The organism is Microbacterium sp. BK668, assembly GCF_004362195.1.
Lineage (GTDB): Bacteria > Actinomycetota > Actinomycetes > Actinomycetales > Microbacteriaceae > Microbacterium.
In genome coordinates, this window is record NZ_SNWG01000001.1 from 1 (window position 1) to 15,030 (window position 15,030).

Sequence of the window (15,030 nt, forward strand, 5' to 3'; positions counted from 1 at the left end):
CAAAGCTCAAGGGCCTGAGCCCGGTGCAATACCGAGCGCAGGCCCTTGCGACTTAGGCTCTCAAATGGCCAGTCCAACTTCCGGGGGCCACTTCAGGCATCCGCTCTTCTTCTCTGCGCCCAAAGGTGAGGGCCCCGGATCGCTCCGGGGCCCTCGAGTCGCTGATCAGCCGAGCGGGCTCAGTTGATGCGGCTGTAGGTGTTGTCGGCGCCGTACTGGTAGATGCCGATGGTGGCCTCGGTCGGGTCGCCGTTCTCGTCGAACGTGACCGGGCCCGAGTAGCCGTCGTAGTCGGCCGTGCCGCCGCCGTTGATGATGTCGGCGCACTCGGCGAACGTCGTGCACTTCTCTCCGTCGCCCGAGCCGCCGGAGACCTCCTGCAGCTTCGCGGCGATGTCGGCCGCGTCGGTCGAGCCGGCCGCGAGCGAAGCGAGCGCGAGCAGCACGACCGCGTCGTACGACTCGCCCGCGTACGAGTAGTCCTCGAGATCCGCGTTGCCCTCGGCGGTCCAGTTGTCGTTGAGACGCGTCTGGAAGTCGTCGTCGAGCTTCGGCCCGGGGAGGGTTCCCTTGGCACCCTCGAGCGGCACCGTAACCTGGTCGCCCCAGTTCTTGAGGTTGCCGTCGACGAGGTACATCGTCGCGGGGTCGATGCCGCCGTTGGCCAGCAGCGGGGCGATCGTCGCGAACTGGTCGAACGTGATCAGCACGACGGCGTCGGGGTTCGAGGCGAGGACGGTCTGCACCTGCGCGTCGAACGACGAGTCGCCGTCGTTGTACGAGGCCTCGGCGACGACGGACCCGCCGGTCGACTCGAAGACCTCCTTGACGACGCCGTAGAGACCGGTGCCGTACGCGTCGTTCTGGTAGATGATCGCGATGTTCTCGTGACCGTCTTCCGCGATCGTGTTGGCCAGGACCTCGCCCTGGAGCAGGTCGCTGGGAGCCGTGCGCCAGTAGAGGTTGTTGTCGTCCCACGTGGTGAAGTCGGGCGACGTGTTGGCCGGCGAGAACGTGATGATGCCGGAGCTGACGTTGCTGTCGAGGAAGAGCTTCGTCACACCCGACGCCGCGGCGCCGATCATGGCCGACACGCCCTCGCTCTGCAGCTTCGGGACCGTGGTCTCGAACGCCTTGTTGTCGGCGTCACCCGAGTCGCCGAAGGTGGCGTCGACGGTGACGCCCTTGGCCGCCTCGTTGACCTCGGCGACGGCGAGCGAGACGCCGGCCTCCTCGGGCGGGCCGAGGAAGGCCAGGCTGCCGGTCTGCGGCAGCACCGTGCCGATCTTCAGGGTGAGATCCTCCGCGGGGCCCTCGGGCGCTGCGGACGATGCGCTACCCGTCCCACCACCGGCGCAACCGGCCAGGACGAGGGCGCTTGCACCTGCGATGGCGAGTCCGCTGAGGACTCGCACGGTGCGCGAGCGAGTCAAGACGCTCATGTTGCTCCTTGCTGTGAATGAACGCGGGCACGGCTCGGGCGCCGCCCCAGTGCCACAAACCTAACCGGGCGTCGCGCTCTTGTGTATTGCCTTTCGTTAACGGTTTGTAACGCGACCCAATCGTTATGCGAAGAGTCGGAATACCGCGCCGGGGTATACGGTTGGAGGTAGGTACCCCACGGGGGTATCATCACGAATGAAGGGCACTTCCATGACGACGAACGAGTTCCAGGTGACCGGCATGAGCTGCGGGCACTGCGAGGCCGCGGTGCGCAAGCATGTGGCCGAGGTCCCCGGCGTCGAGGGCATCGAGGTGAGCGCCGCCACGGGTCGCCTGGTCGTGACCGCGTCGTCCCTGAGCGACGAGGCCGTGATCGCGGCCGTCGACGAGGCCGGGTATGAGGCGGTGCGGATCTGATGAGCGTTTCCCACCGCGCAGCCGCGGGCGGTGCCGCCGCGACGCAGGCGATCGATCTCGAGATCACCGGCATGACGTGCGCGTCCTGCGCCGCGCGCGTCGAGAAGAAGCTCAATCGCCTCGACGGGGTCGAGGCATCCGTCAACTTCGCCACCGAGAAGGCGCACGTCGTCGCGCCGCGCGGCGTCGACCCGCGGGCCCTCGTCGCCGAGGTCGAGAAGACCGGATACGGTGCACGGGTGCCCGAGCCGGTCCACGAGCACGCGCACCACGTCGAGCCGGAGCTGGGGTCGCTGCGCCGCCGCCTTCTCGTGGCGATCGCGCTGGCCCTTCCCGTGATCCTCCTCGCGATGATCCCCGCTCTCCAGTTCCCGGGGTGGCAGTGGGTCTCGCTCGCGCTCGCGACCCCGGTCGTCACGTGGGCGGGCTGGCCGTTCCACCAGGCCGCATGGACGAACCTCCGCCACGGCGCCGTCACGATGGACACCCTGATCTCGGTCGGGGTGACGGCGGCCTACCTGTGGTCGCTCTACGCGCTCTTCTTCGGCGGCGCGGGGATGATCGGCATGACGCACGGGTTCGAGTGGACGATCTCGCCGACGGATGCCGGCGGCAACCTGTACCTCGAGGTCGCCGCGGGGGTCACCATGTTCGTGCTGGCCGGCCGCTACTTCGAGGTCCGCTCGAAGCGCCAGGCGGGCGCGGCTCTCCGAGCCCTGCTCGAGCTCGGAGCGAAGGACGTCGCGGTGCTCCGTGACGACCTTCTCACCGGCGCGCGCACCGAGGTGCGGATCCCCGTCGAGCAGCTGCGCGTCGGCGACGAGTTCGTCGTGCGGCCGGGCGAGAAGATCGCCACCGACGGCACCGTCGTGTCGGGGACGTCGGCCGTGGACGCCTCGACCGTGACGGGCGAATCAGTCCCCGTCGAGGTCGTGGAGGGCGACGGCGTCATCGGCGCCACCGTCAACGTCGGCGGAGTCCTCGTCGTGCGCGCGACCCGCGTCGGCACCGACACGCAGCTGGCGCAGATGGCCAAGCTGGTCGAGCAGGCGCAGTCCGGCAAGGCCGCCGCGCAGCGGCTGGCCGATCGCATCTCGGCCGTCTTCGTGCCGATCGTCATCGCCATCGCCCTCGCCACGCTCGTCGTGTGGCTGCTGCTGGGCTACCCGGCCGCCGCCGCCTTCGGCGCCGCCGTCGCGGTTCTCATCATCGCCTGCCCGTGCGCGCTCGGCCTCGCCACGCCCATCGCGCTGCTCGTCGGGACCGGCCGCGGCGCGCAGCTCGGCATCCTGATCCGCGGACCCGAGGTGCTGGAGTCGACCCGCGCCGTCGACACCGTCGTGCTCGACAAGACCGGCACCGTGACCACGGGACGGATGTCGCTCGTCGACGTCGTCGCCGCGCCGGGCGTCGCCCGCGCCGAGGTGCTGCGGCTCGCGGGAGCCCTCGAGCACGCCTCCGAGCACCCCGTGGCCCGGGCGATCGCGAAAGCCGCTGCGGCGGAGACGGGCGCTCTCCCCCGGGCCGAGTCCTTCCAGAACCTCCCCGGCACGGGAGTCTCGGGAATCGTCGAGGGACACGCCGTGGTCGTCGGCCGCGCCGCGCTGCTCGCCGACTGGGCCCTGACCCTCGAGGGACCTCTCGCCGAGGCATCCGCCCGCTTCCGATCCGAGGGCAGGACGACGGTCGTCGCGGCGTGGGACGGTGAGGTGCGCGGCGTCCTCGCGGTCGCCGATCGCGTGAAGCCCACGAGCGCCGAGGCGATCCGGCAGCTGCGCGACCTCGGCCTCGCGCCCGTGCTCCTGACGGGCGACAACGAGACCGTCGCGCGACGCATCGCCGCCGAGGTCGGCATCGAGCGCGTGGTGGCCGAGGTGCTCCCCGCCGACAAGGTCGCCGTCGTCGCGTCGCTCCAGGCCGAGGGCAAGGTCGTCGCGATGGTCGGCGACGGCGTCAACGACGCGGCCGCCCTCGCGCAGTCCGATCTGGGTCTGGCGATGGGGACGGGGACGGATGCCGCGATCGAGGCCTCCGACCTGACCCTCGTGCGCGGAGACCTCCGCAGCACGGCCGACGCGATCCGGCTCTCGCGCGCGACTCTGCGCACGATCAAGGTGAACCTCTTCTGGGCCTTCGCCTACAACGTCGCGGCGGTCCCGCTCGCCGCGCTGGGGCTGCTGAACCCCATGATCGCCGGAGCGGCGATGGCGTTCTCGAGCGCCTTCGTCGTCGGCAACAGCCTGCTGCTGCGCCGGTTCCGCAGCACCGCGGACGGTGCTCCCGCCGGGGCCGTGCCCTCCGACTACCCTCGGCACCGCGCAGACCACCTCGTGAAGGAGGAGCGATGACCCTCGCAGAAACGCCGGCCGCGGCATCCATCGACGCCCCTGACGGGCACGGCCACCACGGCTACATCACCGACAAGGACAGGTACCTCAACCGCATGAAGCGGATCGAGGGCCAGGCACGGGGCATCCACAAGATGGTCGAGGAGGAGAAGTACTGCATCGACATCCTCACCCAGATCAGCGCGCTCACGAGCGCCCTGGAGGCGGTCGCGATCGCCCTTCTCGACGATCACCTCAAGCACTGCGTGCTGGATGCCGCCAAGCTCGGGGGCGCGGAGGCCGACGCCAAGATCGCCGAGGCGACGCAGGCGATCGCCCGGCTGGTGCGCTGACCCCGGTCGTTCGATCGACGCGGCGGCTCCCCCGCGGGGGCCGCCGCTTTCGCGTCTCGGGCGTCACCGGGTCATTCGGTCGACATCCGCTCACCGATCGAGCCGAGATGACGCTGATGAGCCGGGGTCAGGTGAGCTCGGCGACGTCGGAGACGCCGGCGTCCACGCGCTGCGCGCGTGAGCGGCGGGAGGCGATCACCGAGTCCGCCGTCAGCAGGATGAGCGCGAGCCAGACGAGGGCGAAGCCGATCCAGCGCTCCAGCGACATCGGCTCGCCCAGCAGCCACACGCCGATGATGAACTGCAGGATCGGAGCGATGAACTGCAGCATGCCCATGAGCGTCAGCGGGGCGCGCCGGGCGCCGGCCGCGAAGAGGAGGAGCGGTACGGCCGTCACGACCCCCGCGAGCAGGAGCAGGACGGTGTGCCCCGCGGACTCCTGCCCCATGGACAGCCCGCTCGTGACGGCGATGACGAGGAGCTGGATGACGGCGACCGGCGTGAGCCACAGCGACTCGAGCGTCAAGCCGCTGATCGCGTCGACCGACGGGCCGATCTGCTTCTTCACGAGGCCGTAGAAGCCGAACGAGAAGGCGAGCGTGAGCGCGATCCACGGGAAGGCGCCGTACCCGATGACGATGACGAGCACGGCGGCGGCGGCGATGCCGATCGCGATCCACTGCATGATGCGCAGTCGCTCGCGCAGCACGAGGACGCCCAGCAGCACCGTCACGATCGGGTTGATGAAGTAGCCGAGGCTCGTCTCGACGACGTGGCCGGTGAGAGTCCCGATGAGGTAGGTCTGCCAGTTCACGTAGATGAGGGCGCCGGCGAGGACCGTCCACCACACCAGGCGCCGATTGCGCAGGATCGCGATCAGCTTCGGCCACGTGCGTGTGACGGTCAGCAGGAAGGCGCAGAAGACGAGGGAGAGGATGATGCGCCACGCGACGATCTCGAACGGTCCGGTGGGCGCGAGCGCGAGGAAATACAGCGGGAGGAAGCCCCACAGGAGGTAGGCGAAGAACGCGTAGACTCCGCCGACGAAGTGCTCGCGCCCGGCATCCGTGCCCTTCGCCTGCCCGGCCGCGCCGGCGGGCACGGCGGACGAGGACACAGCGTCGGGGTTCACCCCCCAAGCCTAGGACCGCTGCCGCGCGGGCGACGCGGGACGAGGCATCCGCCCCTGCCGTCCATGCCGCGAATCCTGCCATCGGGAAAGGCGGAGGGGCCCGGATGCCGAAGCACCCGAGCCCCTCGCGAATGGTCCGTCGTCAGCGGACGACGACCGCGAGCACGTCGCGAGCCGACAGGACGAGGAACTCGTCGCCGCCGAACTTGACCTCGGTGCCGCCGTACTTGCTGTAGATCACGCGGTCGCCGACGGCGACGTCGAGCGGGATGCGGTTGCCGTTGTCGTCGATGCGGCCCGGGCCCACAGCCACGACCTCGCCCTCCTGGGGCTTCTCCTTCGCGGTGTCGGGGATGACCAGACCGCTGGAGGTGGTCTGCTCGGCCTCGACCTGGCGGATGACGATGCGGTCCTCGAGCGGCTTGATGGACACCTGAGTGGAAACCGTCACGGTCTACCTCTTCTTTCTTGAGACGAAGACTGGTTAGCACCCACACGCTGGGAGTGCTAATCCAGTGTAGGCAACGGGCTGGCACTCGTGCAACGTGAGTGCCAAAACGACGTCATGTGACGGATGCCTCGAAGCGGCGTCGGAGTCGCGCGGCGACGTACGCTGGCCGGATGGACCTGCCCGAGCTGACCGCGCTGCTGACCCCGGAGGGGCTGCGGCTGCTCGACCAGCTCGGCACGATCGACTCGGCCGACGACGTCGCCCGCGCCGTGTCGCGACTGCGCGCCCTCGGACACTCCCCCGACCTCGTGTCGGCCGTCGTCGGCCAGGCCCGGCTGCGCACGCGTGCACGGGGGAAGTTCGGCCCGTTCGCCGATCGGATGCTGTTCACCCGCGCGGGTCTCGAGCAGGCGACGAGGCTCGCCATCGCCGGCCGGCACGCCGAGAGGTTCCGCAGCGCGGGATTCTCGTCTGTAGCCGACCTCGGCTGCGGGATCGGCGGCGACGCCCTGGGGCTCGCGGCGCTCGGGCTGAAGGTCGTGGCCGTCGACGCCGACGCAGTGACCGCGGCGATCGCGGCATACAACCTCGCGCCCTTCGGCGAGGACGTCTCCGTGCGGCAAGGGCGTGCCGAGGACGTCGTGGCCGAGGGGGACGTGGCGGCGGAGGCGTACTGGCTGGACCCGGCGCGCCGCACGGCCGGCCACGGCGAGACGTCGCGCACCCGCCCCGAGGACTGGTCTCCGTCGCTCGACTGGGTCCTCGACCTCGCCGCGCGGCATCCCGTCGGCGTCAAGCTCGGTCCCGGTCTCGATCGCGACCTCCTTCCCGACGACGTCGAGGCGCAGTGGGTGAGCGCCGACGGGTCGACGATCGAGCTCGTGATCTGGTCGGGCGCGCTTGCCCGCCCGGGCGTGCGCCGCGCCGCCCTCGTCGTGCGCGGCGACACGGCGGCGGAGCTCACCGCCGCGACGGATGCGCCGGATGAGCCGACCCGCCCCCTCGGCGAGTTCGTGCACGAACCCGACGGCGCCGTGATCCGGGCCCGGCTCATCGGCGACGTCGCGCGGTCGCTCGAAGCCGGGATGCTCGACGAGCACATCGCCTACCTCACCTCCGACGCCGGGCTGACGAGCCCGTTCGTCTCGTCGTTCCGCGTGCGCGAGGAGCTGCCCGCCGACACGAAGAAGCTCGCCAAGGCTCTGCGCGAGCGCCGGATCGGGCGCCTCGAGATCAAGAAGCGGGGAGTGGATGTCGATCCCGCCGCGCTGCGGAAGGCGCTGTCGCTCAAGGGCGAGGGATCGGCGACGCTCATCGTCACCCGCGTCGGCAAGAGGCGCGTCGCGCTCCTCGCCGATCGCGTCGGCTGAGGCCGAGGTCGCCCCGCGCCCGCCGCGCGTCGAAGCGGCGCACGTGGGATACCCGGCCACGAGCGACCCAGCGGAGGAATCCGCGCGGGCGGAGGACCCGAGGGCCCGATCGACCCTCCCCCGGCCGAATCCCCTCCGCTCCGCGGCGGACCCGGAATACCCCGCCATGAGCCGCCCAGGGGAGGATTCCGCGCGGGCGGAGGACCCGACGGCCCGATCCACCCTCCCCCGGCCGAATCCCCTCCGCTCAGCGGCGGACCCGGGACACCCGGCCATGAGCCGCCCAGCGGAGGATTCCGCGCGGGCGGAGGACCCGAGGGCCCGATCCACCCTCCCCCGGCCGAATCCCCTTCGCTCAGCGGCCGGCCGCCGACCCGAGGAAGCAGGCTCAGCCGACGAAGCCTGCCGCGACTGCGGCGAAGAGCAGCCACCCGGCGCTGTAGAGGAGCGAGACCGCGCCCAGCACGAGCGCCCACAGGGCCACCGCCCGGCTCTCCAGCGGCCGGCGCAGCGCGAGGATCGCCGCGACGATTGCCGCGATGCCGAGGAGGAACCCCCAGCCGACGAAGAGCGACACGGCGAGCGCGACGATCGAGAAGCCCAGCGCCCACGCGGCGAGGCCGCGCGCCGGCCGAGCCGGCTCGGGCATGGCCCACTGCACGAGCGGCGCCGACTGCTCGCCGTCGGGATCCGCGGGCGCCGACTGCGTGGTGATGGCGGTGGGGCCCGTCGGGAGCCGCTGGAAGCCGCCGCGGTGCCCGCCCGGCAGCACGGACTCCGCCCCGGCGTCGCCCAGCTCGCGCGCCGGATCGCTGAGCGGCTCGGGCCGGGCGGGGACCGCGGGGCCTGCGGACGCGCCTACCGGCGGTTCCGGTCGGGGAATCGACGGCTCCGGGGTGGGCCCGTCGTCCCGCGTCGTCACGCGGCCACCTCTCCGGGCGCCTCGGCGACCTGGATCTCGGTGACGGGCAGGGTCGAGTCCGCGCCGAACTCCAGGGTCGACGGCCGCCGCCCGGCCGTGATGAGCTCGGAGGCGAGGGCCGCGATCATGGCGCCGTTGTCGGTGCAGAGCGAGAGCGGCGGTATCCGCACGACGACGCCCGCGGCATCCGCCCGCTCCAGCGCGACGTCGCGCAGACGGCGGTTCGCGATGACGCCCCCGCCGAGGAGCAGTCGCGGCACACCGTGGTCTCGGCACGCGGCGAGCGCCTTCGTGACGAGGACGTCGACGACGGCCTCCCGGAAGCTCGCGGCGACGTCGGCGACGGGCACCGGCTCGCCTGCCGTCTGGCGCTGCTCGACCCATCGAGCGACCGCCGTCTTGAGTCCCGAGAACGAGAAGTCGTAGCGGTGCGCGGCCATGTCGGACGCACGGGAGAGACCGCGGGGGAACGGGATCGCGTCGGGATTCCCGGATGCCGCGGCGCGGTCGATCTCGGGACCGCCCGGATACGGCAGCCCGAGCACGCGGGCGACCTTGTCGAAAGCCTCGCCGGCGGCGTCGTCCATCGTCTCCCCGAGCAGCTCGACGTCGGCGGTGAGATCGCGGACGAGGAGGAGCGACGTGTGGCCGCCGCTCACGAGGAGAGCGACCGTGGGGAACTCCAGCGGCGGCGCGTCCGAGTCGAGGATGTCTGCGGCGATGTGACCGACGAGGTGGTTGACGGCGTAGAGCGGCCGGTCCAGCGACACGGCGAGGGCCTTGGCGGCGCCGACGCCGACCATGAGGGCTCCCGCCAGGCCCGGGCCGGAGGTCACGGCCACGGCGTCGATGTCGGCGAGCGTCACCCCCGCCTCACCGAGTGCCGCCTCGATCGAGGGCTGCAGCGCCTCGAGGTGCGCGCGCGCGGCGACTTCCGGAACGACGCCGCCATAGCGTGCGTGCTCGTCCATGCTGCTCGCGATGGTGTTGCTGAGGAGCGTGCGTCCGCGCACGATGCCGATCCCGGTCTCGTCGCAGCTCGTCTCGATCCCGAGCACCAGCGGCTCGTGAGCGTGTGCAAGGTCGTTCACGTGCACGCGCCTCCCTGCCACGCGGCACCGGATTCGGATCGGGCCGCCGGATCCGGGCGGGGCGCGGCATCCGATCCGGATCCGGCGCTGTGCTCCGGATCCGGCGCCCGGTGAAACGCCCATCCCCGCAGGTCGAGGCGCATCACGATGGCGTCGACATCGTCGGGCTGGTAGTACCGCGGGCGACGGCCGACCTCCGCGAAGCCCTCGGATGCGTACAGCGCCTGCGCCGCGGGGTTGTCGGCGCGCACCTCGAGGAAGACCTCCTGCACGCGCCGGGCGGATGCCTCGGCGAGCAGCGCTTCGAGGATCGCTCGGCCGCGCCCACGGCCTCGGGCCGCCTCGGCGATCGCGATCGTCTGGATGTCGGCATCCGTTCCGCCCTCGGGGGCGCGCAGGCCCGCGTAGCCGATCACACGGCCCGCCTCTTCGGCCACCAGGTAGTAGGAGTGCGGCGAGGCGAGCTCGGCGCGCATCATGGCGTCCGACCACGCGTCCGTCGGAAACGACGCCCGCTCCAGCGCCATGATGGCGCGGAGGTCGTCGGGGGTCGCGGGGCGCAGGCTCATGCGGCGCCTCCCGCCGGGGTGGTGACGCGCTTCGGGCCCGCCGACAGCGTCACGTCCGGCGAGCGGAGGTAGAGGGCGTCGGCAGGGCCGATCGTGCGACCGGCGTCGACGGCGCGAGCGGCGGCAAGGGCGAGCATCGCGGCGCCGATCCGGTCGGTGTCGCGGCGGAGGATGCTCCCTGCCGCCAGGACCGCGTCGATCTCGTCTCGCGGCGAGAGCGCCGGTCCCCCGATCCGCACGGGGAGCCCGTCGTCGTCGAGGCCCTGGTAGACGGTGTAGGCGAACTCCCGACGGCGCGCGTCGGTGACGATCGCGAACGCGTCGTCGTCGCTGTCATCGCGTCCGCCGGTGAGCGCGCTGTGCAGCAGCAGCTCGAGCGCGGCGGCGTCGTGGCTCACCACGGGGACGACGGGGACCCCTCGCCCGAGCGCGAAGGCGCGCGCGGCGGCGATCCCGACGCGGAGGCCCGTGAAGGGCCCCGGACCCATGCCGGCAGCGACATACGTGATGTCGGACGGGTGAGCGGATGCCTCGGCGAGCGCGCGCTCGACGAGCGATCCGATGACCTCGGCGTGGCCGCGGGGATCGACGCTCTCCGCCTGGGATCGGACGACGCCGTCGGGCTCGACGACCGCGACGGCGGTGCCGAGGGACGTGTCGATGCCGAGGATCACGCCCTCCAGGCTAGTCCGACCCGCGCCCTGGGTCGTGGCACGACGGGGGCGCAGCGACGGAGGCGAGACGCGCAGACAGGGCCATCACGCCGGGCGCGGGCGTGTCGTCACGCTCGCGCGACGACCGGGGATCTCGTCGGCCGCGAGCGGCGCCTACGCCCGGTGGCGGGTGATGGTGACGATGCGCGGAGCGTCGGCGTCCATCTCGGCGGCCGCGCGGCCGCTCGTACCGCACGCCGAGTCCACGCCGGCGCCGCCCCACTCGCGCTCGAGTTCGATGTCCCACCAGGAGTCCGAGACGGCGTCGACCAGCCCGCGACCCCACTCGACCACCACGACCGAGCTGTCGAAGTCGATGTCGAGATCATCGAGCTCGGCGGCCGAGCCGAGGCGGTAGGCGTCGACGTGCACGAGGGGTGCACCGCCCACGAGCGAGGGGTGCGTGCGGGCGATGACGAAGGTCGGGCTCTGCACGGGGCCGCGCACGCCGAGGCCCGCCGCGATGCCGCGCGTAAGCGTGGTCTTGCCCGCGCCGAGGGGCCCGGTCAGCACGACGAGGTCACCGGGACGCAGCATCCGCCCGATCCGCTCGCCCAGCTCCTCCATGCTCGCCGGGCTCTCGATCTCACGTCGCCCCGCGAGGCTCTCGAGTCCGTCCGTCGTCGTTCCCATGTCCCCTGCAACGTTCGAGGGAGCCTCCGCGTTCCCGCTCACGAGGAGACCTGGCGGCGGGGCACGCGGGGTCCGATGCGCGTCACGATCTCGTAGTTGATCGTCGACGCGGCGTCCGCCCACTCATCGGCGGAGGGGACCCCGAGGGTGGCGTCGCCGAACAGCACCGCCTCGTCGCCGACCCGGACGGGGTGATCGCCGACGTCGACGACGAACTGGTCCATGGCGATGCGTCCCGCTGCGCGGAAGCGCTCGCCGCCGATGGCGACCGGACCGGCTCCGGACGCCGTGCGCGGCACCCCGTCGGCGTACCCGAGCGGGATCAGGGCGAGCGTGGTCTCCCGCTCCGTGCGGTAGGCGTACCCGTACGAGACGCCGTGGCCCGCGGGCACGCGGCGCACGGCCGCGACGGGTGCGCGCAGCGTCATGGCCGGCCGCAGCCCGAGATCGCCGGAGTCCCGATCGGCGAAGGGCGAGAGCCCGTAGATCGCGACGCCGAGGCGCACGCACCCGAGGCGCGTCTCGGGGAGCGCGATGGCGGCATGGCTCGCCGCGATGTGACGGAGAGCGGGCGCGAGACCGGCGGACGCGGCGAGGCCCAGCGCGTCGTGGAAGACGCGCGTCGCGGCCCGGTCGTCGTCCGCGGAGGCGTTGGAGAGGTGGCTGAAGATCCCGATCACCCGGAGCTTCCCGATCCGCTCGAGCCGCGCCGCCTCCGAGAAGACGACGGGGTAGTCCTCCGGCGCGATGCCGTTGCGGCCGAGTCCCGTCTCGAGCTTGAGGTGAACGGCGACAGGACGGTCGACGGATGCCGCGGCCGACGCCTGCAGCAGCTGCTCGAAGCTCGAGATGCCGAGCTCGATGCTCGCGGCCGCCGCCTCGCGGAAGCTCGCTCCCGGCGCATGCAGCCACGCGAGGATCGGGGCGTCGACGCCGGCGCGGCGGAGGGCCAGCGCCTCGCCGACGTCGGCGACGCCGAGCCGGCTCGCGCCCCCGTCGAGGGCGGCGACGGCGCTGCGGGCCGCGCCGTGACCGTAGCCGTCCGCCTTGACGACGGCGATGACCTCGGACTCCGTGAGCCGCCGCAGGTGACGGACGTTCGCCGCGATCGCCCCGACGTCGATGGTCGCCTCCCGGAGCACGCCGGCAGGCATGCGGCTCACGACGACGCCCCCGCCGCGCTCGGCGCGGACTCGGCGATCACGTACGCGGTCGCGAGATTCGCGTCGTGCGACATCGACAGATGCATCATCGTGATCCCGCGTTCGGCCACGGCCGCCGCCGTCGATCCGGTCAGCACGAAGACCGGGCGACCGGATGCCTCGGCGGCCACCTCGATCTCGGTCCAGTGCACGCCGTCCGATCCGCCGAGCGCCTTGATCAGCGCCTCCTTGGCGGCATACCGCGCCGCGAGCGAGCGGGGGTGCCGCACCCGCTCCGACGGCGAGAAGAGCCGCTCGACGAGCCGCGGCGTGCGCTCGAGTGTGCGCTCGAACCGCGGGATGTCGACGAGATCGACGCCGATTCCGACGATCATGAGACCTCCCCTGCGCCGCGGCGCGGCATCCGTCACCCTATCGCGGCGCTGCTCGAAGGCTCGGCGCCTTCCGTCCCGCTGCGCTCGCTCGACGACCGGGTTCACCGATCGGTCGTCGAGCGAGGGAGCTCGGCGCCGTCCGTCCCGCCGTGCTCGCTCGAGGACCTCGGCCCTCTCGCCCCTACTCGACGGTGACCGACTTCGCCAGGTTGCGCGGCTGGTCGACGTCGAGGCCCTTCGCCGTCGCGAGGCCCATCGCGAAGATGTGCAGCGGCACGACGGCCAGGAGCGGCTCCATGAGCGGGTCGGCGAGCGGGATGTGCAGCACCTCGTCCGCGAACGGCAGCACCGCCGCGTCGCCCTCTTCGGCCACGGCGATGACGCGGGCACCGCGAGCGCGGATCTCCTGGATGTTCGAGACGACTTTGGAGTGCAGCACGGGCGACTCGCGCGGCGACGGCACGATCACGAAGACCGGCTGCCCCGGCTCGATGAGTGCGATGGGCCCGTGCTTGAGCTCGCCCGCGGCGAAGCCCTCCGCGTGGATGTAGGAGATCTCCTTGAGCTTGAGCGCGCCCTCGAGCGCGATGGGATAGCCCACGTGACGGCCGAGGAAGAGCACCGAGCGGGTGTCGGCCATCCAGCCGGCGAACTGCTCGATGTGCTTCTGCGAGCGGTCGAGGATGCGCTGGATCTTCTCGGGCACGGCCTCGAGCTCGAGCACGTGCTGCGCGATCTCGGTGGGGCTCAGCGCTCCGCGCACGCCGCCGAGGTGGAGAGCCAGGAGGTACAGCGCCGTGATCTGTGCGACGAAGGCCTTCGTCGAGGCGACGGCCACCTCCGGGCCGGCGTGCGTGTAGACGATCGCGTCCGACTCGCGGGGGATCGTCGCACCCTGCGTGTTGCAGATCGAGACGGTCTTGGCCCCGGCTTCCCGGGCGTACTTCACGGCCATGAGGGTGTCCATCGTCTCGCCGGACTGGCTGATCGACACGACGAGCGTTCGCGGGCCGATGACGGGGTCGCGGTAGCGGAACTCGTGCGCGAGCTCGACGTCGACCGGCACCCGTGCCCACTGCTCGAGCGCGTACTTCCCGACCATGCCCGCGTAGGCGGCCGTGCCGCAGGCGATGACGATGATGCGGTCGATGCCCGCGAAGAGGTCGTCGAGACCGTCCAGCTCCGGGATCGAGACGACCCCGTCACGGATGCGGCCGCGCAGCGTGTTCGCGACGGCCTCGGGCTCTTCCGACACCTCCTTCGCCATGAACGACGACCACCCGCCCTTGTCGGCGGCGGCGGCATCCCACAGCACCTCGAAGGGCTCGACCTCGACGATGTCTCCCGTGAAGTCGGTGACCTCGACGCCGGAGGGCGTGATGGCGACGATCTCGTCCTGACCGATCGCGAGGGCGTGGCGGGTGTGCTCGACGAAGGCCGCGACGTCGGAGGCGAGGAAGTTCTCGCCGTCGCCGAGACCGATGACGAGTGGGGAGTTGCGCCGTGCGCCGACGACGAGGCCGGGCTGCTCCTCATGCATCGCGAGGAGGGTGAAGGCGCCCTCCAGCTGCGAGACGGTCGTGCGGAAGGCCTCGACGAGGTCGCCGCCGTTCCGGCGGTACTCGCGGCCGAGAAGTACCGCGGCGACCTCGGTGTCGGTCTCGCTGCGGAACGTGTAGCCCTCGGCGAGGAGATCGGCCTTCAGGTCGGAGAAGTTCTCGATGATGCCGTTGTGGATGACGGCGAGGTCATCGTGGTCGGCGAGATGCGGGTGGGCGTTCGCGTCCGTGGGGCCGCCGTGTGTCGCCCAGCGCGTGTGGCCGATGCCGGTCGTGCCGTCGGCGAGCGGGTGGGCGGCCAGGTCGTCGCGCAGGACGCTGAGCTTGCCCGCCTTCTTGCGTACGCCGAGGCCCCCGTCGCCGTCGATCACGGCGATGCCGGCGGAGTCGTAGCCCCGGTATTCGAGGCGCGCGAGCCCGGAGAGGAGGATGGCCTGGCTGTCCCTCGGGCCGACGTATCCGACGATTCCACACATGCCCCCCATGGTAGGCGGGGGGTTTCGTGAGATGCCT

General features: G+C 71.9%; 15 protein-coding genes. 4 read left to right on the forward strand and 11 right to left on the reverse strand.

All coding sequences use genetic code 11. The features are described 5' to 3' along the window. Positions 1–179: 179 nt before the first annotated feature. Complete coding sequence (locus tag EV279_RS00005; protein ID WP_133540809.1) at positions 180–1,442, reverse strand: ABC transporter substrate-binding protein; 1,263 nt, start codon at positions 1,440–1,442, stop codon at positions 180–182. A gap of 211 nt (positions 1,443–1,653) precedes the next feature. Here EV279_RS00005 and EV279_RS00010 point away from each other — a divergent pair, with 211 nt between their 5' ends. From EV279_RS00010 to EV279_RS00020, 3 genes are read left to right on the forward strand one after another with little or no spacing between them, the layout of a single operon-like run. Next, positions 1,654–1,860, forward strand: coding sequence for a heavy-metal-associated domain-containing protein (locus tag EV279_RS00010; RefSeq protein WP_133540811.1), 207 nt, complete (start codon positions 1,654–1,656; stop codon positions 1,858–1,860). Continuing rightward, positions 1,860–4,208 (forward strand): heavy metal translocating P-type ATPase, encoded by a 2,349-nt coding sequence (locus tag EV279_RS00015; RefSeq protein ID WP_133540813.1) that lies wholly within the window; start codon positions 1,860–1,862, stop codon positions 4,206–4,208. Before EV279_RS00010 ends, EV279_RS00015 begins: the two co-directional genes overlap by 1 nt. Then, a complete protein-coding gene (locus tag EV279_RS00020) occupies positions 4,205–4,540 on the forward strand; it encodes a metal-sensitive transcriptional regulator (RefSeq protein ID WP_133540815.1) in 336 nt (111 codons plus the stop codon). The genes EV279_RS00015 and EV279_RS00020 overlap by 4 nt, the downstream gene beginning before the upstream one ends. Positions 4,541–4,667: 127 nt before the next feature. Here EV279_RS00020 and rarD read toward each other — a convergent pair whose 3' ends face one another. Both rarD and groES read right to left on the reverse strand, forming a co-directional pair. Next, entirely contained in the window at positions 4,668–5,642 is a 975-nt protein-coding gene (gene rarD, locus EV279_RS00025) for an EamA family transporter RarD (protein ID WP_133544437.1), read from the reverse strand. 172 nt (positions 5,643–5,814) lie between these two features. Continuing rightward, the gene (gene groES / locus EV279_RS00030; protein ID WP_133544439.1) at positions 5,815–6,105 is read right to left on the reverse strand and encodes a co-chaperone GroES; all 291 of its coding nucleotides are present in this window, start codon (positions 6,103–6,105) and stop codon (positions 5,815–5,817) included. 188 nt (positions 6,106–6,293) lie between these two features. Between groES and EV279_RS00035 the strand changes: the two genes are divergently transcribed. Further along, positions 6,294–7,493, forward strand: a complete 1,200-nt coding sequence (locus tag EV279_RS00035; RefSeq protein WP_133540817.1) for an SAM-dependent methyltransferase — start codon at positions 6,294–6,296, stop codon at positions 7,491–7,493. 388 nt (positions 7,494–7,881) lie between these two features. Here EV279_RS00035 and EV279_RS00040 read toward each other — a convergent pair whose 3' ends face one another. The 8 genes from EV279_RS00040 to glmS form a co-directional block, all read right to left on the reverse strand. Further along, positions 7,882–8,415, reverse strand: coding sequence for a hypothetical protein (locus tag EV279_RS00040; RefSeq protein WP_133540818.1), 534 nt, complete (start codon positions 8,413–8,415; stop codon positions 7,882–7,884). Then, on the reverse strand, positions 8,412–9,506 hold the full coding sequence (tsaD, locus tag EV279_RS00045; protein ID WP_133540820.1) for a tRNA (adenosine(37)-N6)-threonylcarbamoyltransferase complex transferase subunit TsaD: 1,095 nt from the start codon (positions 9,504–9,506) through the stop codon (positions 8,412–8,414). The genes EV279_RS00040 and tsaD overlap by 4 nt, the downstream gene beginning before the upstream one ends. Then, positions 9,503–10,075 (reverse strand): ribosomal protein S18-alanine N-acetyltransferase, encoded by a 573-nt coding sequence (gene rimI / locus EV279_RS00050; RefSeq protein ID WP_133540822.1) that lies wholly within the window; start codon positions 10,073–10,075, stop codon positions 9,503–9,505. Before rimI ends, tsaD begins: the two co-directional genes overlap by 4 nt. Beyond that, complete coding sequence (tsaB, locus tag EV279_RS00055; RefSeq protein ID WP_133540824.1) at positions 10,072–10,749, reverse strand: tRNA (adenosine(37)-N6)-threonylcarbamoyltransferase complex dimerization subunit type 1 TsaB; 678 nt, start codon at positions 10,747–10,749, stop codon at positions 10,072–10,074. The genes rimI and tsaB overlap by 4 nt, the downstream gene beginning before the upstream one ends. Positions 10,750–10,902: 153 nt before the next feature. After that, entirely contained in the window at positions 10,903–11,421 is a 519-nt protein-coding gene (gene tsaE, locus EV279_RS00060) for a tRNA (adenosine(37)-N6)-threonylcarbamoyltransferase complex ATPase subunit type 1 TsaE (protein WP_133540826.1), read from the reverse strand. 38 nt (positions 11,422–11,459) lie between these two features. Then, positions 11,460–12,575 (reverse strand): alanine racemase, encoded by a 1,116-nt coding sequence (alr, locus tag EV279_RS00065; protein WP_133544441.1) that lies wholly within the window; start codon positions 12,573–12,575, stop codon positions 11,460–11,462. A gap of 5 nt (positions 12,576–12,580) precedes the next feature. Further along, positions 12,581–12,958: a holo-ACP synthase gene (locus EV279_RS00070; protein ID WP_133540828.1), complete on the reverse strand. Its 378-nt coding sequence runs from the start codon at positions 12,956–12,958 to the stop codon at positions 12,581–12,583. 181 nt (positions 12,959–13,139) lie between these two features. Next, a complete protein-coding gene (glmS, locus tag EV279_RS00075) occupies positions 13,140–14,993 on the reverse strand; it encodes a glutamine--fructose-6-phosphate transaminase (isomerizing) (protein WP_133540830.1) in 1,854 nt (617 codons plus the stop codon). Positions 14,994–15,030 lie beyond the last annotated feature (37 nt).